Source organism: Brockia lithotrophica, assembly GCF_003633725.1.
Lineage (GTDB): Bacteria > Bacillota > Bacilli > Thermicanales > DSM-22653 > Brockia > Brockia lithotrophica.
In genome coordinates this window covers 149,680-171,871 of sequence record NZ_RBIJ01000003.1, presented here as the reverse complement: position 1 = coordinate 171,871, position 22,192 = coordinate 149,680, and the positions used below count along the sequence as shown (strand labels likewise).

Sequence of the window (22,192 nt, the reverse complement as noted above, 5' to 3'; positions counted from 1 at the left end):
AATGGCAAGAAAAAATCCCGCGCCAAACGGCGCGGGAAACACGATTGGGAGATACGCGGCCGGCGGCGGAAATCGGTCCGACAAAACCGCGGAAGGCGAAGGTACCCAATCGGCGGGAGGGGGCGCGTCGACTAACGAACGATTTCGGTCGTGAGGGGCTCGAGCGTGAGTTGGCCCGGTGAGTAGACGCCGGGGCTGAAGACGGATTCGAGTCCCTTCGGCGGGAGGAGGATCATATCGGGGTCGAAGACGACCTTAAGCCGCGACTGTTCGGGGGGGAGGGAAAGCTGGTTGCTCTCCGGATCCGGGTTGCCGCCGCCTACGTTTCTCGTCTTTCCCTTGGTGGCGTTTAGGATCACGGCCTCTTTTCCGTACACGCCCCCGTGAAGCTCCACGTTCGAGACGACGCCGTAGAGCGCGAGCTTTCGGTTCGTGTACAGGTAGGCTTTGATCTTTTGCGGTTCGTCCTGGAATTCGTTGTTGTTAAACATGTAGATGTTGCGTTCGGCGAGGAGATACACCGTACGCTCGTTTTGGTCGTACTTGTTCGTAAAGTTGTCCAGATACGCGTCTCCCTTCACGTACACGGCTACGGGCTTGGCAAACTGCTTGTTCGTCACGGAGCCTAAGAAAGAGTTTTCGATGTGCACGCTGTCGTTGATGTACAAATTGCCCCAGTACATCTCGGCGTTACGGATCTTGGGCGTTTGGTCGTACAGCCCCGTGAGGAAGGTCACGAGATCTCCGATCAACCACCCCAACTTTTGGAAAATCCCCTGCGGCGACTTGCGGATGACCATCCAGCTGTCCGGGCCGCTCCCGATGTCCAGGTTTCCTCCCTCGATGTCGACCTTCCCCGTGACGTAGACGTTTCCCGTGGTCTGAAGCCGCGGGCAACGCCCGTCTTTGCTGCACTTGAGGGTGAGGTCGCCGTCGACGATGAGGTCGCCGTGAACGGAGTACACCACCGGAAAGTACTCCGCGGATATGGTGAGGTCGCGGTTGATGTACACCACAGTTCGCCCCGTACCGCTATTTCCGACGGGATCCGTGTGGCTCATGTTGATCTCGAGTCGGCTAGGCAAAAGCCCGCTTTCGACGTAGTACAGGTAAATCCTTTCGTTCCCGCAGTCCATTTCGCCGCGCGTTACTCCGACCAGTTGAGGGATCGCTCCTCGCCCATCGAAGTACCGATCGTAGGATTCCGTCCCGTGTTTGAGGTTGCCTCTGTTCTTTCGGTCGTTCATACAGCTGAGAATTTGTTGCCGCCACGCTTCTGCTTCCTTAGCCCTTTTGTCCACGAGTCCCCCCACGTCGATTTGGAAGACTTGCTTCGTCACCGTGCTCGCCTGCGGCGCGGGGATCGTGTTCGTGTGGGTGAAGGCCCGGGCGAGGTTTGCATCTGTGAAGTCGTAGCGAGTTCCGTCGATGTAGAGGTCCTTCTTTTCGAGGGAAATGAACGCCGCGCTCCCGTCGGCGCGCTGCATCGCGGGGTAGCCGGATTCAAACGTACTTCCCGTTCCCAGGATGTAGTGGTCGATGAGGCAGAGGAGAAAGCCAATCAAGTTGTTTTGCTCACGGGAGCAGCCGTGCCACTTCGCCTTCTTGTCTACATACAGCGGCCCCTTTGCCGCGATGTCCCCTTGGATGAAGGGCGCGCCGTTTAGTCTGACTTCTCCCTGAGATGCCACGGCGTAGACGAAGGGGAGGTTGCTCACGGCGTAGGTTCGCCGGACGACGTGCTCGCTCCCCAGGGCGTCCCGCCCCGTGAACTTCATCGTGAGCACGCCGCTGTACGCTACCCCCGTATCCAAGGTGCTCTTGAGATCTTCGAACTCCGCCGCGAAGTTGGGATCTCGGGGCATGGCCTGAACGGCCCGGTCCACCGCCTGGCGGATCTGGCGTTCGCCCGTGCCGCCGCCGGGGGCGGGGGAGAGGGCTTTGAGCTCTTTGGCGAGATGCGCTTCGAAGAGCACCATGGCGTCTTCTACGCGGCTCTGGGCCCGAAGGAGCGTGTCGCTTTTCTTGCCCGTGTGTGCCGAAAGTACGGTGAGTTCCAGAAGTGCCGTCCCCAAGAACGAAAAGAGGAGAAACGTGATGAGCACGAGGACCAAGGCGTACCCGCCCGCCTTTTGCGCCTCGCGCTGCACCTTTTCCCGGACTTTCCTCCCCCATAGGACGAGCCGGCTTGTCCCGCGAGTTGCGCCTCGCGGCGCCTTCCCCCACTTCATGGGCGTTTTCCTCCTTCAGCGCATGAGCGGTACGACGCGCACCACTTCCCGCTCTCCTCCGGGTACGCGGAAGCGGAGCGTCAGCACGAGGGTGCGGAGATCTGCACGCGCCTCGCTCGTGTCCAGAAGGTCGGGGACTTCGAGGTCGGAGTCGCCTTTGGGAGACGTGCAAGGGAGCGAAGTATCGTCTGCGTCGTAGAGCACGCACCTCCGGCTCACCTTTCCCGTCCCCAGGGTGAGCGTGACGACTTCGCGCTTCGCGGGGGCGGACTCCGATTCGACGACCTTACGGGTAGCCGTGATTTCCGTCCCGTTTGCGGTCAGTTGATCTGCGTCTTTTACTGAGCGCTCTACAAACTGGACGACGGCGTCTGCTTGGCGGTCGATTGAACGTTCCGCGTGCTCAACGCCGATGGTGGAGGTGAAGAGCCCCGTGATCGCGTAGACGCCGAGGAGGAGGAGCGAGCCTACCGCCAGCGCCGCGAGGAGTTCGACGAGGGTGACTCCGGCGTCTTTGGGTTGTCGCTTTCGGCGATAGAAGTCACGTGCGTTTTGTCTCATGGGCCTTCCCCTCGCAGGTAGGCGTCATAGTCCACGTGTGTGAGCGGCCCCCGCACGTGGACGAAGAGGTGGTACACCCCGGCATACGGTTTTTCGAGGCGCGTGCACACTTCCCACCCTTCCTCCCAAGTTCCTTGCGGAAGAAGGGCCCTTAAGGAAATCTCGCGTTCCTGCGGGAGGCGGTAAAACCCCGGGTGCGGCGCTCCGGGGCAGGGGGCGGTGCTTGCAAGATTAGCTTGGTTTTGCCATTCGTCTTCGAGACTTGCTGGCGGAGCCGTCGTATACACGGTCGCCACGGCAGTTGCCAGCTCAAGTCCGTCCGCCTTTTGCCGGCTGATCGCCCCGATGCGGGCGCTCTCGCCGACGAGCTCCAAGGTAACTATGGCGATGAGGGAAAAGAGGACGAGTGCCGCGAGGACTTCCGCGAGACCGAAGCCCCCGTCTCTCTCGCACCTCCGCCTTTTGCCCAGAATCCGAGAAATCTCGGGAATGGCCTTCTCTCCGTTTTTCCGCCCCCTCGTCCGCGCGCTTGCCACGGCCCCACCTACTTTCTCTGCAAGGCTATTTCGCCGCCGTCGTCTCACCGCCGAGTTCCTCGATCCGAGACCCTTGGTACCTGCAGTATACCATTTTCCGCGCGAAAATAGGAAGAGACCCCACTTGTATACCCTCCCTTCTATGGCTAAGAAGTTTTGTCTAAACGGATATCCGCGCTTCCCTTGCCACGGGAGATTCTCTGGGGTATACTTTCCCTAAGAAGCGCGTCCGACGCAAACTTCTCTTTATTGAGTTTATTTATCACGCAAGGACAGAACCGACGGTCCCGCGCGTTTCGGGGATGCGATACATGGCGCGCCGTTTTGGCCCGATAACCGGCGGCGGGTTTTCGAGAGTACCGAGGGAAGGGAGAGCGACCATGGCGACGGAAGCCAGGAAGCGGTTGGGGGACCTACTGGTGGAGTGGGGGATCATCACGCAGGCCGAGCTCGAGGAGGCGCTTGCCCGCCAGCGCAAGACGCGCGAGCGCCTGGGGGACGTGCTCGTCTCCTTGGGGTACGTGACGGAAGGCGAGCTCTTGCGCGTGCTCAGTTCGCAGCTGGGAATTCCCCAGGTGCACCTTTCCCGGTACCATCCCGATGCCCGCCTCGTGCGCCTCGTACCGCGCGAACTTGCGGAGCGGTACCGGGCGGTTCCCTTTCAGCAGGACGGAGACGTGCTCCACGTCGCGTTTTTGGATCCGCTTGACGTTTTTGCCATCGAAGACCTCGAGCGCGTCACGGGCCTCAAGGTCAAGCCGTACCTCGCCTCGAGTGCCGACTTTCACAACGCCGTGGCCCGCCTGTACAGCGGGGAGGCGGAGGGCGGGGGCGAGAAGGGGGAGGAGTCTCGTCCCCCCGAAGCCATCGACGTGAGCTCTCCGGCGGCCCGCTTCGTCACGGAAACTTTGCAGCGGGCGGCACGCCTGCGGGCGAGCGACGTACACATCGAGCCCTTTTCCGATGGGGCGCAGGTGCGTTTCCGCATCGACGGGCGCTTGCGTCGCGAGCAGACCCTTCCTTTCCGCCTCTACAACATGGTCGTCGCGCGGATCAAGATCCTCGCAAACATGGACATCGCCGAACGCCGCCGTCCGCAGGACGGTCGGATGAGCTTTCACGTGGACGACCGCGAGATCGACGTCCGCGTCTCCTCGCTTCCGACGATCCACGGGGAAAAGATCGTCCTCCGCCTTCTCGACAGCCGCGCAGGTCTCAAGACGATCGACGAGCTCGGGTTTTCCGACCACAACTACGAGCTCTTCCTCCGCATGATCCGCCAGCCCCACGGAATCGTCCTCCTCACGGGCCCTACGGGGAGCGGTAAGACGACGACCCTCTACGCGGCCCTTCAGTACCTCAAGAGCGACGAGGTGAACATCACGACGATCGAGGACCCGGTGGAGTACGAGATCCCGGGCGTGAACCAGGTGCAGGTGAACGAGCGGGCGGGACTCACCTTTGCCGCAGGGCTGCGCTCCCTCCTGCGGCAAGACCCAGACATCCTCATGGTCGGAGAGATCCGCGACCAGGAGACGGCGGAGATCGCCATCCGCGCCGCCCTCACGGGCCACCTCGTGCTCTCCACGCTCCACACGAACGACGCTGTGGGGACCGTCTACCGTCTCGTGGACATGGGGGTGCCGCCGTACCTCATCGCCGCCTCCCTCAACGGCGTCGTCGCCCAACGCCTCGTGCGCCGCGTCTGCCCGGAATGCGCGGAAACCTACACTCCGGAGGCCTGGGAACTCAAGCTCCTCCATCAGGCGGGCATGGACGTCGCCGAACTCACCCGCGGACGCGGTTGTCCGACGTGCGGAGGCACGGGCTACCTCGGACGGATCGCGGTGCATGAGGTCCTTTACCTCGACGAGGCCTTGCGCCAGGCGATTTCCGAAGGGGCAAAGCGCGACGAGCTCTACCGCATGGCGCGCGAGCGGGGAATGACCACGCTTTGGGAAGACGCTTTGGCCAAGGCGGTGCAGGGGCTTACGACCGTCGAAGAAGTCCTTCAGGAGATCGCCGGCGACCAAGGGGGTTGAAGCACCGTGGCCACATACCGCTACGTCCTTCTCGACCGGACGGGGAGACGCCTCAAGGGTACGCACGAGGCGGGCGACGTGCGGACAGCGTACAGCGAGCTCTCGCGCCAAGGAACCGTAGTTGCACTCGAGGAGTACGCTCCTTATCTCTTGTCGCAGGAGATCACCCTCGTCTCGCCCTTGAGCGGGAGGGACTTCGTCCTCTTCGTCCGCCAATTCGCCATCCTCATCGACGCCGGGGTGCCTATGGTGCGCGCCTTTACCCTCTTGGCCGAGCAGGCGCGAAACGCGCGGGCGCGGGAGGTCTTTCTCGGGGTCGTGGACAAGCTCCGGGAAGGCGTGGGTCTCTCGGACGCCCTCGCCCACTACCCCCGCGTCTTTCCCAACTTCTTCGTCGCCATGGTGCGCGCTGGCGAACTTTCCGGCGAGCTTTCGCGCACGCTCGACGAAGCGGCTGCCTTTTACGAGCGGAGCTTCACCCTGCGCCAAAGGCTCGCGGGGGCCGTCGCCTACCCCCTCTTCCTCCTCGTCTTTTCTGTCCTCGTCGTGATCTTCCTCCTTACCTTCGTCCTTCCGCGCTTTACGTCCCTTTTCGCCCAGATGAACGTGCCCCTCCCGTGGGTCACACGCGTCGTCCTCGCCGTGGCGGGGTTTTTCGGCTCGTACTGGTGGGCGGTGTTGGCGGCGCTCGTCGCCCTCGCTCTCCTCTTTGCCGCCGCCGGCAAGGGGTTTCGCGACCGCCTCCTCCTCGCCCTCCCGGGCATAGGCGGCGCCGTGCGTGTGGGTGCTTACGCCCTCTTCGCCCGCACGCTCGCCGTGTTTTACGCGGCCGGCGTACCCTTCTTGGACGCTCTGGGGGCTGCAAAGGACGTGATCGGCAACGCCGCCTTGGGCCAGGAACTGGAGGAAGTCCGCGCGCGTCTCCGCGAGGGGCTTTCGCTTTCCCAGGCCCTGGCCGAGGGCGGAACCTTCCCCCCGCTCCTCGTACAGACCGTGGCCGTCGGCGAGGCGACGGGATCGCTGGACGCGGTGCTCGAGAAACTCGCCGAATTTTACCAGATGGACCTCGAGCAGGCGCTCCAGCGCCTCGAGCGCTCCCTCGAGCCGATCCTCATCCTCGCCATGGCCGTGGTCGTAGGGTTTCTCATCCTCTCCATCATCCTCCCGCTCCTCACGCTCTACCAAAACGTCCGCTGAGCCCCGGAGGCCCTCGGGTCTCCTCAACATCCCTCGGAGGTGATCTGCATGCTCCTTCGCGCCGCCTGTGTTCGGCCTGCGGTGCCGAACGCCCAAGAGAACCGCCGCCTACGCCGCAAGGACGGCGGTTTCACCCTGCTCGAGCTTTTGGCCGTCCTCGTCATCCTCGCCGTGATCATCGCCATCGCCGTACCCCTCATCGGAAACATCATCGAGCGTTCCAAGCAGGAAGCTACGATCAACACGGCGGGCCAGATCGCGGAAGCCGCCAGGCTCTATATCATTTCAGAAGAAAACGGACAGCTCGCCAATAAGACGGTGGATGTGGCGACCCTTGTTAATAGTGGATACCTCACTCAGCCGTATGACGGGTGGGGAGCAAAGATTGAGGGTACCTCGAGTGTAGAGTTCGGAGCGAATGGAGATCTAAAGCAGGTCACTTTGATATCTGATAAGCTTGGTAATAACCCCGGAAAGGTTCTTACAGCTGATCAGATCCGCCAAAAAAAGTGGGAATAACAACATCTCCTGTAAAGTTGAGGCCGCCTCGCGGCTGGGCGGCCTCGTTTTCGCCAATAAGTGACAAAATCCTCGGAGATTGCGGCGGGGACCGTATTGTCTGCCTCTTCGGACGCAAGGTGCGGAGCGCGACGGCGTGGTAGGAGTGGTAGGATAGGAACAAAGGGTTCCGCGTTCTTCCGCGGAAAAAGGGCGATGTGTCTTTTCGGGCGGCGGTGCGGCCGTCCGCGAGAGAAACACGCGCAATACGCGAGGACGCCCCGAACGGCGGGGCAGGCGGAGGGAGCGAGATGAACTCCCAGGTGCACATCGGTGCGTACTTTTCTCCACGTTCCGCGTACGTGGCGGCGCCGCTTCGCGCGGGGCTGGCGGCGGTACTCCGCTACCCTCTGGAAGGCGAGGTCGGGTGGGAGCGAATCGCCGACCCGCAGGGGATGTTCTGGCGCCTCCACCAAGGGTTTATCGTACAGGGGGTGAAGCCGGGGCGAGTGGCCGTCGCCCTTCCCCCGGGACACTTTCTCGTGCGCGCGTACGTCCTTCCGGCGCTCGCCGAGGCAGATATGCGCGGCTACCTCCTCTCCCAACACCGGGCGATGAGCCTCGTGCCCATGCGCGATCCCGAGTTTCGCGTCCTCCCCCTGGCGCAGGAAAAGGACCGCGTGCGCGCGGTGCTCGTCGCAGTGGAACGGGACACGCTCCTCGCCTACCTGGACCTCTGGGAGGCGCTCGGGTTTGCCGTGGAGCGCGTCGAACACCCGCTTTCCGCTTTGGCGCGGGCCGTGCCAACCCTTCGCGGGGGAGAAGGGGGTTCGTCCGGCGTCAAGGCGATCGTCGTTGCGGGCGCGGAGCGCGTCCTCCTCGCGTTGTACGAGGGCGGGATCCCCGTGCTCGTGCGGGATTTGCCCGGTGCGGTTTCCGAAGACGAAGAAGGTGAACTCATCGAGGAAATCCTCCGCACCTTGGCGCGGCTCGAGCGCTTCTACCAAGGCGCTTGGGGGCCGGAATGGGGGGTAGGGGGTAGCGTGGATCTCGTCGTCCTCTTTGGCGAAGAAGACGTTCGCGCCACCTTCCTCGAGGCCGTGGGCGATCGTCTCGCCCAAGAGTACGGACCGCGCGCCCTCGCCCTCCCCAAGGTGTCTTTCGAGCGCGCCGTTCTCGAGGGTCTGACCGGAGCGCGGGAGCTGACGGCGGCGCTGGCGTCGGTACAAGGAGGGGAGCGAGCGTGAGCGCGGAAGCCAAAACGCTGCCTTTCCGCTTTCGTTTTCGTTCGGTGAGCTTTAGGCCCGTACGCGAGGAATTCGTCCTCGGCCGCAAACTTCTTTTGGGAGGCTTTCTCCTCAGTTTCCTCGGCCTCGTGCTGTTCGCCCTCCTTCAGGCCCAGCACGCCGCCCTCGTTCCGCTCGCAAAAGAGCGCGAGTCTTTGGAGGCGCAGCTGCGCCAGCTCAAAAACGACTACCAAAAAGTCGCGGCAACCGCCCTCGCGGAGGCGGCCCGTGTCGAGGCCGTCAAGCTCCTACGGGACCATCGCCTCCCGACGACGGACGCCCTCCAGACGCTCTCTTCGCTCCTCGTCCCCGGCGTGACCGTGGAAGGTCTCGTTCTCGAGAACAACGGACGGGTGGTCCTCAAGGTGCGGTCCGCCGACCTCACGAGCGCCGCGGACTTCTTGGAGAAGCTCGACCGCTGGGGCAAGGAAATCCCTTATTTGGACGCGCAGGCGGGTGGCGAGTGGTCCGTGCAGCCTACGCCCTTCACCCGCGACGCCCAAGGGAACGGGTATACGGCCACGGTGGAGCTCCTCCCGCGGAAGGCGGCTGCGGCGAAGGCGCAGCCCCCGCAGTCCGGAGAGACGCCGCCCACGCAAGGGGGGAGCAAGAAGTGATCTCGAGTGCGCGCGTACTTCGCAAGGTCGGGGCTACGGCCCTCGCATTTCTCCTACTCGCGGTGCTCGTGTTTGCCTTTCTCTTCCTCGGAGGTTTGCGGGAAGTCCGCAGTGCGGCGGAAGAGCGCGACCGGGTGAAGCGCGAAGTGGACGTGTACGCGAGCAAGATCCGCCAGGCAGAACAGGAAAAGCCGAGCCAAGCCGATCCCCTGGCCGCGGCGTACCTTCCGTCAAAGGGGGACCGATGGTCGATCATGCGCGAGGTGGAACTCTTGGCCAGGGCGAGCCAGGTGACGATCGTCGACCTCGGCGTCGTCGAGGAGGCCACGTTCGACAAAGGGATGCTGCCAGACAAACTCCAAAACATTCCCCTCAAGCGCCTGCGCTGGCAGGGGACCTTTGAAGGGACGTACGCGGCGCTGAGCGCGTTTTTCGCCGCCCTATCGACCGCCCCGCCGCTCACCACGCCCCTTCGTCTGGACGGGGAAAACACGCATGCCCCCTGGTTCGTTGGGGATTCTCCGCTCCGCGTGCGCTACGAGTGGACGACCTGGATCTGGGACCTGAACGTAGGGGGACAAGGACAATGACCAGCGCAGCGGTCTTTGGTGTCCTCTTCGGCATTGGGTTGGCGGCACTCCTCTCGTGGGGGCTCAGGGAAGCCGGCTGGCCGGAACGGCTCGCGCGGCTTCCCGCGGCGTTGGTTGTCGGCGTGCACGTCGTCGCGGCGTTTCTCAAACCTCCTCTGCTCTGGATCTACCTCGTCGTGGTCGTGGGGATTTACGCGGGGTTTTATGTATGGTTTGTGGAACGGGCGCGCGTAAGCCTGGCCCGGCGGCGTCTAGGCGTCGACCGTCTCGTAGGTTCCCGCTCCGTACCCGCCGTTCCCAAGCCGCCTGCGGAGGTTCCCGAGATGTCTTCCGAGAGGACGGCCTCCGGATGAATCGCGTGCGGTTTGGCCGAACGCCGTGTCGGTCGGAGGTCTTGCGTATTACGTCCTTTTCAATGTACAATATAGTTTGCCGCACTCATGGGGGCGCCTTGGTTTCGACGGGGGCCTTGAAGCGGCCGTAGCGAGCCGGGGGGCCGCGGCCCCGGAACAACGCGGGCACCAAGAAGTGCGAACGAACGCGAACTTGCTCTGGCTGCCTAATTAGCGCGGTCAGCCTCTGTGTCGTCCGCGCCCGCAGGGCGGCATAGGGGACATCTGAGCGGGCTTGGCCACTCTCTTTGCCCTCCGGGGAGGGGCGACACAAAGGAGGGCTGGCGTTCGGGGATCCCGTCCGGGGGAGACTCGGGCGCGAGAAGAGAACCCGGACTGCGCTCGGAGAAGCGGCCGTGGTGAGGCTTTCGGACGGGGGTTCGAGTCCCCTCGCCTCCACCATATTGCCGAGGAAAACCTCCGGATTAGGAAAAAAGGGGCGCTGCACGGCGCCCCGTTTTGCATGTACGGACGGTGGTTTCGCAAATACGCTATCCCGTGAGAAGCCGTTCGAGTTGCGTTTCGTCCAGCGCGCGGCCGACGAAGAAGGGCCCGAAGAGGCCGTAGCGGGCGCTCGCCTCGTCGAAGCGCATCTCGTAGACGATCTTTTTGAAGGCGATTGGGTCGTCGGCAAAGAGGGTTACGCTCCACTCCCAATCGTCGAGACCTTGGGAGCCGCCGACGACTTGGAGGATCGTGCCCGCATACTTGCGGCCGATCTCGCCGTGGGAGCGCATCATCCGCGCCCTCTCTTCTTGGGGCATCCAGTACCAGTTCTCGTCTTTGCTCCGCTTCTTGCTCATAGGGTAAAAGACGACGTAGCCGTCTTTGGGAGGCGTGGGGTAGAGTTCGGCCATGAGTTTGGGATCGGAGGAAGGATCGCCTGTGTGGCTTCCGAGTTCAACGACGGAGTAGTACCCGTACGCCGGGGGGAAGAGGTCCCCTGCGGGGATGCGGCTCAGGGCGAATTGGGCGTCAAGGAGGGCGTCGAACGACTTTCGGTAGTGGAGGAAGAGAAGGTCGGCCTTGTGGCCGAGGACGGCGTAAATCCGGGAATGTCCCTCGCCCCGGGTTTCGAGCTCGGCCCAGCCCGTGAGGAGCTCGCGGAGGGATTCGAGGCGCGCCTGTTTCTCATGTTCGTCCAGGGCGCGCCAGAAGGAGAAGTCGATGCGGCGGAAGTCGTGGAGCATGTGGTACCCTTCGTACGTTTTGGGTGTGTAGCGCATGGCACGCCCGACCGATTTCGGTCGGACCTTCACCTCCGGAGGTCTTTGTGGTGCCTTAAGGTGTTTCGTGTCTACATCGTACCATATGCGGCATGAAAATCTGAGAACGGGGGTACGGGGCTTTCCCGCAGAGATCGTTTCCGGCGGAGGTCCGAGCGGGGAGAAAGCTTTCCCGTTCTGCGAACGCAGTGGAATGTGCTAGGATGGTGGCATAGAGGCCCTTCTTCCGCCTTCGCGCGGCGAGCGGCGGGGGAGGGTTTGGGGGACGAACGGAAGTGGGGTGAGGACGTGGGCGGCCGGTGGGATCGACAGAGTTTGGCTCGGGCGTGGGGGCGGATCCTCCTCCCGCCGGAGGACGTTTCCGGCCTGGGACGGGTGAGCGAGCGAGAGCTAATCGGCTTTGCCCCTTTCCGGCACTTTTCCGTCTTTCTTCCTTTTGCCTTTGTCGGAGAGGCCGATGAACCCGTACTTGTCCTCGAACGCAGGGCTTCCTCCCTCCGCAGTCAGCCGCAGGAGATCGCCTTTCCCGGCGGTAAGGTAGAAGAAGGGGATCCTTCCTACCTTGCGGCCGCTGTACGCGAGGCGGCGGAAGAGTTGGGCGTTTCGCCGGAAGCGGTGCGGCCGTGGGGCAAGTTGGGCACGCTCGTCACGCCGTACGCTTACGCCGTTCACGCCTACGTCGGGGAACTCGCCGAACTCCCGCATCGGCCCAACCCCGCCGAAGTCGACAGACTCCTCTTTGTTCCGTGGTCCGAGGTGCTCGCTGCGCCGGCGGAGCGCTATCCCTTCGAAGTGGAATTTCGCCCGCGCGGCGCCTTCCCCTACGCGCGCCTTCCCGGAGGAGAAGCCTACCCTTTCCGGCGGGCGGAAATGCAGGGCGTCGCCTACGAACTCGGCGGCGCGTTCGTCTGGGGACTCACGGCCCGCCTGCTCGAGGTCCTCGTGGCCCGCTGGCACGAGGCGCGGTCCGCGCCCCCGTCCCTCCCAGCAGAGGCTGGATTTCGCACGGGATCCTCGGCGCGGGTCGAGAAACTTTTCGGTTGAAAGGGCGATTCCTTTGTTCCGAATCCTCGTCGATGGCACGATCGACCTCCCTCCCGAATTCCTCACTGCATCCGGCTTCACCGTCGTCCCGCAAAAGGTCGTCGTCGACGGTCGGGAGCTCCCCGACGTCGAACTTCGCGGAGAAGCCTTTTCGGAAGTGGTCCGCAAGGCCCGTACCTTTCCCACGACGTCGAGCCCTTCTCCGTACGACTTTTACCGGGCGTACGAAGAACTGTACGCCGCCGCCCCCGATGTGGGAATTCTCGCGCTCACCGTCTCCAGCGGGGTTTCGGCTACGTACGAACACGCCTACCTCGCGGCGGAGGAATTCCGCGCCTCCCATCCGGACGCCCAGATCGTCGTCGTCGATTCCAAGACGGGCTCCGTCGGCCTCGGGCTTCTCGCCTTGTTTGCCGACGAGCTTCGTCAGAAGGGGGCTTCTCTGGCGGAGGCGGCGGCGGAGTTGCGCGAAGCGGTGAAACGCTTCCATCTCTTCGTGTACATCGACACTCTGGAAAACCTCATGCGGAGCGGGCGCATCGACCGCTTCCACGGACGTCTCGCCGGACTCCTCCAGATCAAACCCATCTTTCTCATCCGGGACGGCGTGTTTGACCTCTTCCGTAGGGTGCGCGGGCGCGAACGTGCGCTTGCGGCGATCGCCGAGGAGGTTGTGGCGCGCATCGACCTGGGGAAAAAGCGGATCGGGATCGCCTATGCAGACGCCCGCGCGGAGGCGGAACGCTTCGTGGCGCGCCTTCGCGACCGGCTTCCCCAGGTCGAGTTTCTCCTCACGGAGATGGGCCCGGCAATCGCCTTGCATGGCGGACCGGGTTCGATCGTCGTCGGGTTTTTCGGGAGGGACGTCGTAGCTCCTCCGGGAGGGGAAGGATGAGGGAGGATGCGCCCGGACGCTTGGGATATTTGGGAAACCTGTGGGCGGAGCGCGGATTGCGCGTTTCCGCCCACGCACTTTTGGGAAGTCCGGCAGGTAGGCAAAGCCCGAGAAAGGGCTTCGGAGAAGCGGCAACCGGCGGGTTGACAACCGCCCCTTTGGGTGTATAATAGAACTTGCGCCTGGCGCAGTACGGCCTGCCGAGTTAGTTAAATGGTATAACGGCGCACTCGTAATGCGCAGTTCGGAGTTCGATTCTCCGACTCGGCACCAGGAGAACACACGCCCCGCGAGGGGCTTTCTTTTTTGTTTGTTTTGGGTATGGCGTACCGCGGGGCGCGCACGGCGTGGCCTACATGTGCTTGCGACGGGGAGGGTGGGAATTGGAGCGCAGTTCGGAAGGCGTTCCGGGGCCCGACTACGGCCTCTCGGAGGAGTGCGGAACGGAGGCTTCTATGGTTCCGTCGGCAGAGGGGTCCTTTTGGCTTCCCGAGGCGGGCGTGCGCACCCTTCGCGGCCCGGCACAAGTGGAGTACTTCGTGGAGCGCTCGCGCTTCCTCGGGTACGCCCGCCGCGCGTGTACGGAAGATGAAGTCCAGAATTTCCTTGCGGAACTCCGGCGGAGGCACTGGGACGCCACGCACATCCCGTATGCGTACGTCCTCGGCGGCCGGGTACCGGCGAAAAAGGCGGACGACGACGGGGAACCGCAGGGCACGTCCGGTCGGCCGATGCTCGAGCTCCTCGAGCAACTCGGGCTCGTATGTGCCGCGGTGGCCGTCCCCCGGTACTTCGGCGGCAAAAAGCTCGGCGCAGGGGGGCTTGTGCGTGCCTACCGCCATGCGGCGCAGCTCGCCCTCGAGGCGGCGGGGTACGTACGGCTCGTTCCTTGTCGGCGTCTCGTCCTCACGGTCGACTACGGCCGGTACGGTGCCGTGGAGTCCCTTCTGCGCGAAACCGCATGCTCGTTTGCCGCGGACTTCACCGTGCGCGTGCAGCTCACCGTCGACGTCCCCGAAGCGGATGTTCCCCACACCCTCGCGTCTCTGCGCGAGCTTTTCGGAGGTGGCGAAGGAATCCGCGTATGCCCGGAGCCGGTCGTCGGCGAAATCCCCGAGGGGAAGTGAAGGAAGGCCATGCGGGTCAAGCGGCCGCCGTTTTCTTTTCGGGCGTTTTGGCATCGTCTCGGCAACGTCTTACTCCCGGGAGAGGCGGATTCCGACCTCCTTTGGAACGAACGGATGAGCCTTTGGAACGGCCTCTTCGCGGCGATATCCCTCACGCTCGTCTCCAGCTTTCTTCCCCTCTTCGCCGTGGAAGCCCTGCACGCCGACGACTACCGGGTTGCCCTCTTGAGTTCCCTCCCGCAGATCACGAGTCTCTTGGCCACGTTTCTCGGCATGGTCCTCTTGCGCGTCTATGCGGGGGAGGTCAAGCGCCTTACGCTTTGGAGCCTGCTTGCGACCCGTGGCCTGCTTGCGGCGTTTGTCCTCCTTCCTTGGCTTCTCTTCGGAAGGGCTGCGGACCTCCTCGTCCTCCTCGTGGGGGTCATGGCCTTTCCCCAGGCCCTCGCCAACCTCTTCTGGCAGGCGCTCATCGGGGAGATCATCCCGGCGGAACGGCGGAACGCCTTTTTCAGCGCCCGAAACCGTTGGGCCACGCTTGCCTCGATGTTTGCCGTCCTCCTCGTAGGTTCCTTCATGAGCGCGTTCGACAAGCGCCTCCTCTGGCCGTATCAGGTCTTCTTTTCCGTCGCCCTCGCGGCAGGCCTCTTGGAGGTGTACTTTCTCGCACGGCACCGCGTGCCCTCGCCGCGCGCGGACCGAAGCGTTTCTCCGTCCTTTTCCCTCGCTGAACTGGGGGAGAGCCTGCGGGATCCCCGCTTCCGCCGCTTTCTGGCCGCCGTCCTCTTCTTTCACTTTGCCTGGCAGATGGCGTGGCCGCTCTTTACCCTGTACAACGTCAAGATCGCCCATGCCGACGCCTTTTGGCTGGCGAGCTTTACCGTGACCTCCCTCTTGGGGCAACTCGTGACCTACGGTTTTTGGGGGAGGCTTGCCGAGGCGCGAGACGGGCGGCACCTTTTGGGCGTCGCCACCTTGGGGATGGCGACGATTCCCGCTCTCACGGTCCTGTCCGTGTCGCTTCCCTACCTGGCCTTGGTGAACCTGTGGACGGGGTTGTTTCTTTCGGGCGTGCAACTCCTCATTTTCAACGTCCTCCTCGCCCTCGGGGAGGTGCGGGACCGAAACGGTGCGATCGCCCTGTACAACGCCGGTGTGGGCATCATCGGTTTCCTCGCCCCGCAGGTCGGCGTACTCATAGCGGCAAAGCTCGGGATCATCGGGGCTATGTGGATTTCGTCCCTCTTGCGCGCCCTTTCCGCCCTTTTCCTATGGATGTTGCCGCGGTGCGACGTCCGAAGCGGGAGCTCCACGGCTTCCGTTGCCGTGGCATCCGGAAGGGCGAGGGAAAGCTAGAGGGGACGCCGCCGAGGGGCGGGCGGTTTCGTTGTCTTTTGCCGGAAAAGGCGCTATAGTGGTGGCGGATCGGTCCAACCTACGAACGGACGAGAACACGTCGGTCAGAGGAGAAAGGAGCATGGGAATGGAGTTTCCCGCAGAGCTCAAGTATTCGACGGAACACGAGTGGGTACGCGTCGAGGGGAACCGCGCGCGCGTGGGGATCACGGATTACGCCCAGAGCGAGCTGGGCGACGTCGTCTACGTGGACCTCCCAGAGGTGGGCACGGAGGTGCACAAGGGGAGCGTATTCGGGAGCGTGGAGTCGGTCAAGGCGGTTTCCGACCTCTACGCGCCCGTGAGTGGCCGCGTCGTAGAGGTAAACGAAAGCCTCAAAGACGCCCCGGAACGCATCAATTCCTCGCCGTATGGGGACGGGTGGATGATCGTCGTAGAGATGCGCGATCCCTCCGAACTTGCCGAACTCTTGGATGCGGACGCCTACCGGGCGCACGTGGGCGAAGCGTAGAAATTCCCGGATCCACGTGGAGTGGCGGCTTCGTCGGAAGGCGCGTCGGCGCGGCGGTGAGGTCCATGGGGGGCCTTGCGCCGCGCCTTCTTTGTTTTGGTTCTTTGCCGGGTGTGCAAGACGCGGTATAATGGGTGAACCAGACATGCGAGATGGATTCATCGGCGCTCGGCAGACGGGCCGAGTCGACGCGGGGGAGGCGGGGACGATGCAGTGCTGCGGAGCGCTTATGGTGGGCACGAAGGCGAAGATTCAGGTCGGCGGGATCGTCGTCGCAAACGTCCCCTTTCTCGTATGTCCCGTCTGCGGGCGCGGGGAGATCCACCCCAAGGTGTACGGAGAGTTCGAGATCATCGAAGAGATGAGCGAGCACATCGAATCGGCCTTCTTTTACTTCGACGAGGTGGCCACGGTGGACTGGGACGCCCTCAAGGAAACCGTCCCCTTTTGGGTGGACGACGAGGAAGAGGTCGACGAGCGACTTCTCGCGGAGCTCATCGACCACACCCTCGACCTGTACGGGGCGGCTGAACACCTCGCCGATGAGGCGTGGGCTGGGGAACTCCGCCGCAGGTTTTCCGTGCTCGCCGCGCGGTACCGAGACCGCCTCGCCTTTGCGGAGAAGGGTCCGTACGAAGAACCCGCAAACGGCTGATTTCCGGTCGAGGAGCCCAGGCGCGAAACGTGGCGCGCCCTGCGCTTCTCGACTTGCTTTTTTTCTTAGATAGGAGTAGACTCAGTTTTGCAGGTGATTCTAGTTCTCACCTCGTCCGCACCTTCCGGTATGGGATGGTGTGAACATTTGGTGAAAATCACTTGATTCTTGCTCCACGTTTTGGTACTATGCCCATTAGGAAGGGCGGGGTGCGCCCCGATACCCGATGGGGTATGTATCCGGGCACACTTACGTGTGAGCGCTTCCGTGCGTACTTCTAACGACCAGATCGGGCCGAGCGGCCGATTATTCAGGGAGGGATCAACGTGGCGCAGCCGGAACTCGTCATCGAAGATCTGCACGTGAGCGTCGACGGGAAGCCCATCGTTCGCGGCTTTTCCCTGACGATGCGGGGTGGGGAGATTCACGCGATCATGGGGCCCAACGGCGCGGGCAAGAGCACGGTCGCCCAGGCGATCATGGGACATCCGCGCTACGAGGTCACCCGCGGGCGCGTCCTCCTCAACGGCGAGGACCTCCTCCAGCTCTCGGTAGACGAACGGGCGCGGCGCGGGCTCTTCCTCGCCATGCAGTACCCGAGCGAGATTCCCGGGGTGACGAATGCGGACTTTCTCCGTGCCGCGATCAACGCCCGCCGCCCGGCCGACAGCCCGATCCCCCTTACGGAGTTCATGAAGCAGTTGAACGAAGCGCTCGCCCTCCTCGAAATGGACGTCAAGATGGCGGGGCGCTCCGTAAACGAGGGCTTTTCCGGCGGCGAGAAGAAGCGCAACGAAATCCTTCAGATGCTCCTCCTCAAGCCGACGGTCGCCATTTTGGACGAGGTCGACTCGGGGCTCGACATCGACGCGCTCAAGGTCGTCGCCCGGGGGATCACCCACCTCGCTTCGCCGGAGCGCATTTTCCTCCTCATCACGCACTACGAGCGCATCCTCCAGTACGTCGAGCCGAACTTCGTCCACGTGATGATGCAGGGGCGCATCGTGAAGTCCGGAGGGCCGGAACTCGCGCGCGAACTCGAGGCCCGCGGGTACGACTGGATTCGGGAAGAGCTCGGGATCACCGACGAAGTCGTCGGCCAGGAAGCGTGAGGGGGGATTTCGATGGCAACGGAACTCCTGCACGCGGCCGAAGCGGAAGGCCTCATCGCGCGCTTGCGCGCCCTCGGCGAACCCGAATGGCTCCTAAACCGCCGCAAGAACGCGCTCGCCCGCGTGGGAGAACTGGCCTACCCGCACATCGAGAAGTACAACGCCGCCAACCTGCGCATCGAGGAATTTTCCCACCTACCCGAGGGATTCGGCGACCGGGCGCCAGAGTTTGCGGAACGGGAACTCGCCGAGCCGCTCTCCGCTTTTCTCCCTTCGGGGGCCATGGCCGAGTTTCTCGCAGCAGACGGAGCGCTGGTGCGTGCGGAAATCGCACCGCACCTGCGCGAACAAGGCGTCCTCCTCCTCTCCCTGCGTGAGGCGGCTTCCGAGCGCCCCGAACTCGTCGAACCCTACCTGGGCACCGCCGTACCCGACGGGTCCGATCGACTGACGGCGTTGTCTGCGGCGCTCTGGCAGGAGGGGGCCTTCCTCTACGTCCCTCCGGGCGTGGAGGTGGCCGAACCGTTGGAAATCGTCTGGGTGGCGACCGACCGTAACGAAGGTCTTGCGCGCCACACGCGAACGCTCGTCGTCGCCGGTCGGGGGTCGCGCTTTACGCTCGTCGAGCGTCGTCTCTTCGCTGACGACGTCCGCGTCCTCGCCACCCACGTCGCCGAGGTCTTTGCCGCGGATGGGGCGCAGGTGAACTACCAAGTCTTGCATGTCGGAGGTCGTGGGGCGCGCCGCTTCGAGGCGCGTACGGGGCGCGTGGGGCGCGACGCTTCGCTTGACGTCCGGGAGGCCGATCTGGGCGACGCCGACGGGGCGATCCTCACGACGCTCCTCTACGACGCCGACGGGGGGCGGGGGACGATCCGCTTTGCCGGGATCGGCTCCGGGAAGCAGCGGGGGGCCTACACCTTTTCCCAAATTCACCGGTCGCGCGCCACGGAAAGCCGTACGTTGGTCAAGGCCATCCTCAAGGATGAGGCGCACCACGTCTTCAACGCGATCACCCACATCCACAAGGGTGCCAAAAAGTCTACGGGGAAGCAGACAACGCGCCTCCTCATGCTCGGAGGCCGCGCCCGCGGCGACGCAAACCCGTTCCTTTTCATCGACGACAACGACCTGTACGCGGACCACGCCGCCAGCGCGGGACGCGTCGACGACCTCCAACTCTTCTACCTCATGAGCCGCGGTCTTTCGCGCGCGGAGGCGGAACGCCTCCTCGTGCTCGGCTTCCTCGAGGAAGTCCTGCGGGACTTCACCGCGGGAGAGCTTCCCGAGCAGATCGCCCGGGGCGTCGAGCGGAAGCTCGGCCTCGTTCCGGCGGAGGCGCGCTGAGCCGCTTCGGGGCGTGGCCCGCGGAACTGGGAAACGCGAAGGATCGCCTCCTCTTCGACTCGCGTAGGAGACGCGAATTTGGCGCAAACGCCGCACCGCCGGGTGCGAGGATGGGGTGATGGACGTGGCGGACGCTTCCTTCCTTCCCGACGCCTACCGCTACGGGTTTCGCGACCCGGAAGCGTACGTCTTTAAGGCCCCTAAGGGCCTCACGCGCGACCTCGTTTTGGAGATCTCGCGCATGAAGGGCGAACCCGATTGGATGACGGCGTTCCGCCTCAAGGCGCTCGAGCTCTTTCTGGAGATGCCCCTTCCCCGCTGGGGGCCCGACCTTTCGGGGATCGACTTTGAGGAAATCGTCTACTACGTGAAGCCCACGGAGCGCAAGGGGCGCTCCTGGGACGAAGTTCCGGAGGAGATCAAGCGCACCTTCGAACGTCTGGGGATTCCCGAGGCGGAACAGAAGTTCCTCGCCGGGGTCACGGCGCAGTACGAATCGGAAGTCGTTTACGCGAGCCTCAAGGAAGAGCTCGGATCCAAGGGCGTGATCTTTCTCGATACGGACACGGCGCTCAAGGAGTACCCGGAGCTCTTTCGCGAATACTTTGCCACGGTGGTCCCGCCGAGCGACAACAAGTTCGCCGCCTTAAACAGCGCCGTGTGGTCCGGAGGGACGTTCATCTACGTTCCGCCGGGGGTTCGGCTGGACATTCCCTTGCAGGCGTACTTCCGGATTAACGCGGAAAACATGGGGCAGTTCGAGCGGACGCTCATCGTCGTCGACGAGGGGGCGAGCGTCCACTACGTGGAAGGGTGCACGGCCCCCCTGTACGCTTCGGATTCCCTGCACGCCGCCGTCGTCGAGGTGATCGTGAAGCGCGGCGCGCGGACACGCTACACGACGATTCAAAACTGGTCCCCCAACGTCTACAACCTCGTGACGAAGCGGGCGAGTGTCGAGGCCCACGGCACGATGGAGTGGGTGGACGGCAACCTCGGGTCCAAGGTGACGATGAAGTACCCGTCCGTCATCCTCCGCGGCGAGGGAGCGCACGCCGACGTGCTTTCCATCGCCTTGGCGGGGAAGGGCCAGGTGCAGGACGCGGGGACGAAGATTCTCGTGAACGCCCCGAACTGCACGGCCACGGTCGTCTCCAAGTCCATCGCCAAGGACGGCGGCAAGGTGAACTACCGGGGACTTGTCCTCTTCGGCCCCGAGGCCCGGGGTTCGCGGGCCAAGGTAGACTGCGCGACGCTCCTTTTGGACGACCAAAGCTTTTCTGACACCGTTCCGTACAACGAGGTGAAGACCGCGGACGTCGTCCTCGAGCACGAGGCGAGCGTGTCCAAGGTGAGCGAGGAGCAGCTCTTCTACCTCATGAGCCGAGGTCTTACGGAGACGGAAGCGACCCAACTCATCGTCCAGGGGTTCCTCCAGCCCTTTACGAAAGAGCTTCCCATGGAGTACGCGTTGGAGCTCAACAAGCTCATCGCCCTCGAGATCGAAGGCGGCCTAGGGTAAACTGAAGAAAAGGGGGGATGCGTCGTGGGCGAACCTCTCGTGGAAGGGATTGAACGCTACCACGTGCGCGACGCCATCCAAGCGGCCTACCGCGCTCCCAAGGGGATCGTCCGCGAGCTGGTCCTCGACCTCTCGCAGTCCAAGGGCGAACCGGACTGGATGACCGAGTACCGCCTCAAGGCGTTGGAGATCTTTTTCAAGAAGCCCATGCCCACGTGGGGACCGGACCTTTCGGAGCTCAATTTGGACGACCTCACGTACTACGTAAAGCCGCCCGTGGAGCGTCCCGCCCGCACGTGGGACGAAGTTCCCGAAGAGTTCAAGAAGGCTTACGAACGCCTCGGCCTGAGCAAGGAAGAGCAGGAGTTTCTCGCGGGGGTTTCCACCCAATACGACTCGGAAGTCGTCTACACGGGCCTCAAAAAGGAGCTCGAGCAACGCGGTGTGATCTTCCTCGACACGGACACGGCGCTCAAGGAGTACCCGGAGCTCTTCCGCGAGTACTTCGGGACGGTCGTTCCGGCGAGCGACAACAAGTTTGCGGCGCTCAACGCCGCCTTTTGGTCCGGCGGAACGTTCCTCTACATTCCCAAGGGGCTTAAGCTCGAACTCCCCGTGCACGCGTTCTTCCGGATCAACACCGAGGGGATGGCGCAGTTCGAGCGTTCCCTCATCGTCGCCGACGAGGATTCCTTCGTGCACTACATCGAAGGGTGCGCTGCGCCGTTCTACAACACGAACATCCTCCACGCGGGCGTCGTGGAAGTGGTCGTGAAGCGCGGTGCGCACGTGCGCTACTCTTCGATTCAGAACTGGTCCAAGAGCGTCTACAACCTCGTGACGAAGCGGGCGAGCGTCGAGGCCCACGGCACGATGGAGTGGGTGGACGGCAACCTCGGGGCCAAGGTGACGATGAAGTACCCCTCTGCGATCCTCAAGGGCGAAGGGGCGCGTGTAGACGTCCTTTCCATCGGGTACGCGGGAAAGGGGCAAATCCAAGACGTCGGGACGAAGGTGCTCATCAACGCTCCGAACTGCACGGCTACCGTCGTCTCCAAATCCATCGGTAAGGACGGCGGCAAGACGAACTACCGCGGTCTCGTGGCCTTCGGGGCCAACGCCCGCGGCTCGAAGGCCAAGGTAGATTGCGCCACCCTCCTCCTCGACGACCTCTCCACCTCGGACACTTTCCCGTACAACGAAGTAAAGACCGCAGACGTCGTCCTAGAACACGAGGCCAGCGTGTCCAAGGTGAGCGAGGAGCAGCTGTTCTACTTCATGAGCCGCGGTATCCCCGAAGACGAGGCCGTCAAGATGATTGTCCTCGGGTTCATCAACCCGGTGGCCCGCGAGATGCCCCTCGTCTTCGCCCAAGAGCTCAACAAGCTCATCGAACTCGAGATCGAAGGCGGCCTTGGCTGAGCTCAGGCGTGCGTCGCTCCCGCCTTGT

Annotated in this window: 21 protein-coding genes, 1 tRNA gene and 1 other RNA gene; 19 read left to right on the top strand and 4 right to left on the bottom strand. The window is 63.5% G+C overall.

The features are described 5' to 3' along the window. Positions 1–131: 131 nt before the first annotated feature. From C7438_RS06085 to C7438_RS06075, 3 genes are read right to left on the bottom strand one after another with little or no spacing between them, the layout of a single operon-like run. A complete protein-coding gene (locus C7438_RS06085) occupies positions 132–2,231 on the bottom strand; it encodes a hypothetical protein (protein ID WP_121444464.1) in 2,100 nt (699 codons plus the stop codon). Positions 2,232–2,246: 15 nt separating this feature from the next. Then, positions 2,247–2,792 (bottom strand): PulJ/GspJ family protein, encoded by a 546-nt coding sequence (locus C7438_RS06080; RefSeq protein WP_121444463.1) that lies wholly within the window; start codon positions 2,790–2,792, stop codon positions 2,247–2,249. Next, the gene (locus C7438_RS06075) at positions 2,789–3,328 is read right to left on the bottom strand and encodes a type II secretion system protein (RefSeq protein WP_121444462.1); all 540 of its coding nucleotides are present in this window, start codon (positions 3,326–3,328) and stop codon (positions 2,789–2,791) included. Before C7438_RS06075 ends, C7438_RS06080 begins: the two co-directional genes overlap by 4 nt. A 380-nt stretch (positions 3,329–3,708) precedes the next feature. Here C7438_RS06075 and C7438_RS06070 point away from each other — a divergent pair, with 380 nt between their 5' ends. The 8 genes from C7438_RS06070 to ssrA all read left to right on the top strand — a co-directional run bounded on the left by C7438_RS06070 (position 3,709) and on the right by ssrA (position 10,352). Continuing rightward, positions 3,709–5,370 carry a GspE/PulE family protein gene (locus C7438_RS06070; protein ID WP_121444461.1) on the top strand — a complete coding sequence of 554 codons (1,662 nt, stop codon included), beginning with the start codon at positions 3,709–3,711 and terminating at the stop codon, positions 5,368–5,370. A 6-nt stretch (positions 5,371–5,376) separates the two neighbouring features. Next, on the top strand, positions 5,377–6,567 hold the full coding sequence (locus tag C7438_RS06065; RefSeq protein WP_121444460.1) for a type II secretion system F family protein: 1,191 nt from the start codon (positions 5,377–5,379) through the stop codon (positions 6,565–6,567). 48 nt (positions 6,568–6,615) lie between these two features. Further along, positions 6,616–7,086 (top strand): type II secretion system protein, encoded by a 471-nt coding sequence (locus tag C7438_RS06060; protein ID WP_121444459.1) that lies wholly within the window; start codon positions 6,616–6,618, stop codon positions 7,084–7,086. A 290-nt stretch (positions 7,087–7,376) separates the two neighbouring features. Continuing rightward, on the top strand, positions 7,377–8,312 hold the full coding sequence (locus C7438_RS06055) for a type IV pilus biogenesis protein PilM (RefSeq protein ID WP_121444458.1): 936 nt from the start codon (positions 7,377–7,379) through the stop codon (positions 8,310–8,312). Beyond that, positions 8,309–8,968, top strand: coding sequence for a hypothetical protein (locus C7438_RS06050; RefSeq protein WP_121444457.1), 660 nt, complete (start codon positions 8,309–8,311; stop codon positions 8,966–8,968). The genes C7438_RS06055 and C7438_RS06050 overlap by 4 nt, the downstream gene beginning before the upstream one ends. Next, the gene (locus tag C7438_RS06045) at positions 8,965–9,558 is read left to right on the top strand and encodes a hypothetical protein (protein ID WP_121444456.1); all 594 of its coding nucleotides are present in this window, start codon (positions 8,965–8,967) and stop codon (positions 9,556–9,558) included. Before C7438_RS06050 ends, C7438_RS06045 begins: the two co-directional genes overlap by 4 nt. Beyond that, a complete protein-coding gene (locus tag C7438_RS06040) occupies positions 9,555–9,911 on the top strand; it encodes a hypothetical protein (protein WP_121444455.1) in 357 nt (118 codons plus the stop codon). The genes C7438_RS06045 and C7438_RS06040 overlap by 4 nt, the downstream gene beginning before the upstream one ends. An 89-nt stretch (positions 9,912–10,000) precedes the next feature. Beyond that, positions 10,001–10,352: a transfer-messenger RNA gene (gene ssrA / locus C7438_RS06035) on the top strand. Between the two features lie 89 nt (positions 10,353–10,441). Here the strand turns inward: ssrA and hemQ are convergent. After that, positions 10,442–11,176 carry a hydrogen peroxide-dependent heme synthase gene (gene hemQ / locus C7438_RS06030; RefSeq protein WP_121444454.1) on the bottom strand — a complete coding sequence of 245 codons (735 nt, stop codon included), beginning with the start codon at positions 11,174–11,176 and terminating at the stop codon, positions 10,442–10,444. A gap of 258 nt (positions 11,177–11,434) precedes the next feature. Here hemQ and C7438_RS06025 point away from each other — a divergent pair, with 258 nt between their 5' ends. The 11 genes from C7438_RS06025 to sufB (C7438_RS05975) all read left to right on the top strand — a co-directional run bounded on the left by C7438_RS06025 (position 11,435) and on the right by sufB (C7438_RS05975) (position 22,164). After that, positions 11,435–12,220 carry an NUDIX hydrolase gene (locus C7438_RS06025; RefSeq protein WP_170143602.1) on the top strand — a complete coding sequence of 262 codons (786 nt, stop codon included), beginning with the start codon at positions 11,435–11,437 and terminating at the stop codon, positions 12,218–12,220. Positions 12,221–12,233: 13 nt separating this feature from the next. Then, positions 12,234–13,115, top strand: a complete 882-nt coding sequence (locus tag C7438_RS09155; protein ID WP_170143601.1) for a DegV family protein — start codon at positions 12,234–12,236, stop codon at positions 13,113–13,115. 199 nt (positions 13,116–13,314) lie between these two features. Beyond that, positions 13,315–13,388 (top strand) — tRNA-Thr (locus C7438_RS06015). A 110-nt stretch (positions 13,389–13,498) separates the two neighbouring features. Further along, positions 13,499–14,242, top strand: coding sequence for an IMPACT family protein (locus tag C7438_RS06010; protein ID WP_170143600.1), 744 nt, complete (start codon positions 13,499–13,501; stop codon positions 14,240–14,242). A 9-nt stretch (positions 14,243–14,251) separates the two neighbouring features. Further along, positions 14,252–15,595, top strand: a complete 1,344-nt coding sequence (locus C7438_RS06005; RefSeq protein WP_121444451.1) for an MFS transporter — start codon at positions 14,252–14,254, stop codon at positions 15,593–15,595. A 127-nt stretch (positions 15,596–15,722) separates the two neighbouring features. Further along, positions 15,723–16,106, top strand: coding sequence for a glycine cleavage system protein GcvH (gene gcvH, locus C7438_RS06000; RefSeq protein ID WP_121444450.1), 384 nt, complete (start codon positions 15,723–15,725; stop codon positions 16,104–16,106). 145 nt (positions 16,107–16,251) lie between these two features. Further along, positions 16,252–16,761, top strand: a complete 510-nt coding sequence (locus tag C7438_RS05995) for a hypothetical protein (RefSeq protein ID WP_147402002.1) — start codon at positions 16,252–16,254, stop codon at positions 16,759–16,761. A gap of 326 nt (positions 16,762–17,087) precedes the next feature. Then, the gene (sufC, locus tag C7438_RS05990) at positions 17,088–17,873 is read left to right on the top strand and encodes a Fe-S cluster assembly ATPase SufC (RefSeq protein ID WP_121444448.1); all 786 of its coding nucleotides are present in this window, start codon (positions 17,088–17,090) and stop codon (positions 17,871–17,873) included. A 12-nt stretch (positions 17,874–17,885) separates the two neighbouring features. Beyond that, positions 17,886–19,220, top strand: coding sequence for a SufB/SufD family protein (locus tag C7438_RS05985; protein WP_121444447.1), 1,335 nt, complete (start codon positions 17,886–17,888; stop codon positions 19,218–19,220). A gap of 118 nt (positions 19,221–19,338) precedes the next feature. Next, a complete protein-coding gene (sufB, locus tag C7438_RS05980; RefSeq protein ID WP_121444446.1) occupies positions 19,339–20,742 on the top strand; it encodes a Fe-S cluster assembly protein SufB in 1,404 nt (467 codons plus the stop codon). 24 nt (positions 20,743–20,766) lie between these two features. Then, positions 20,767–22,164 (top strand): Fe-S cluster assembly protein SufB, encoded by a 1,398-nt coding sequence (sufB, locus tag C7438_RS05975; RefSeq protein ID WP_121444445.1) that lies wholly within the window; start codon positions 20,767–20,769, stop codon positions 22,162–22,164. Positions 22,165–22,192: the final 28 nt, after the last annotated feature.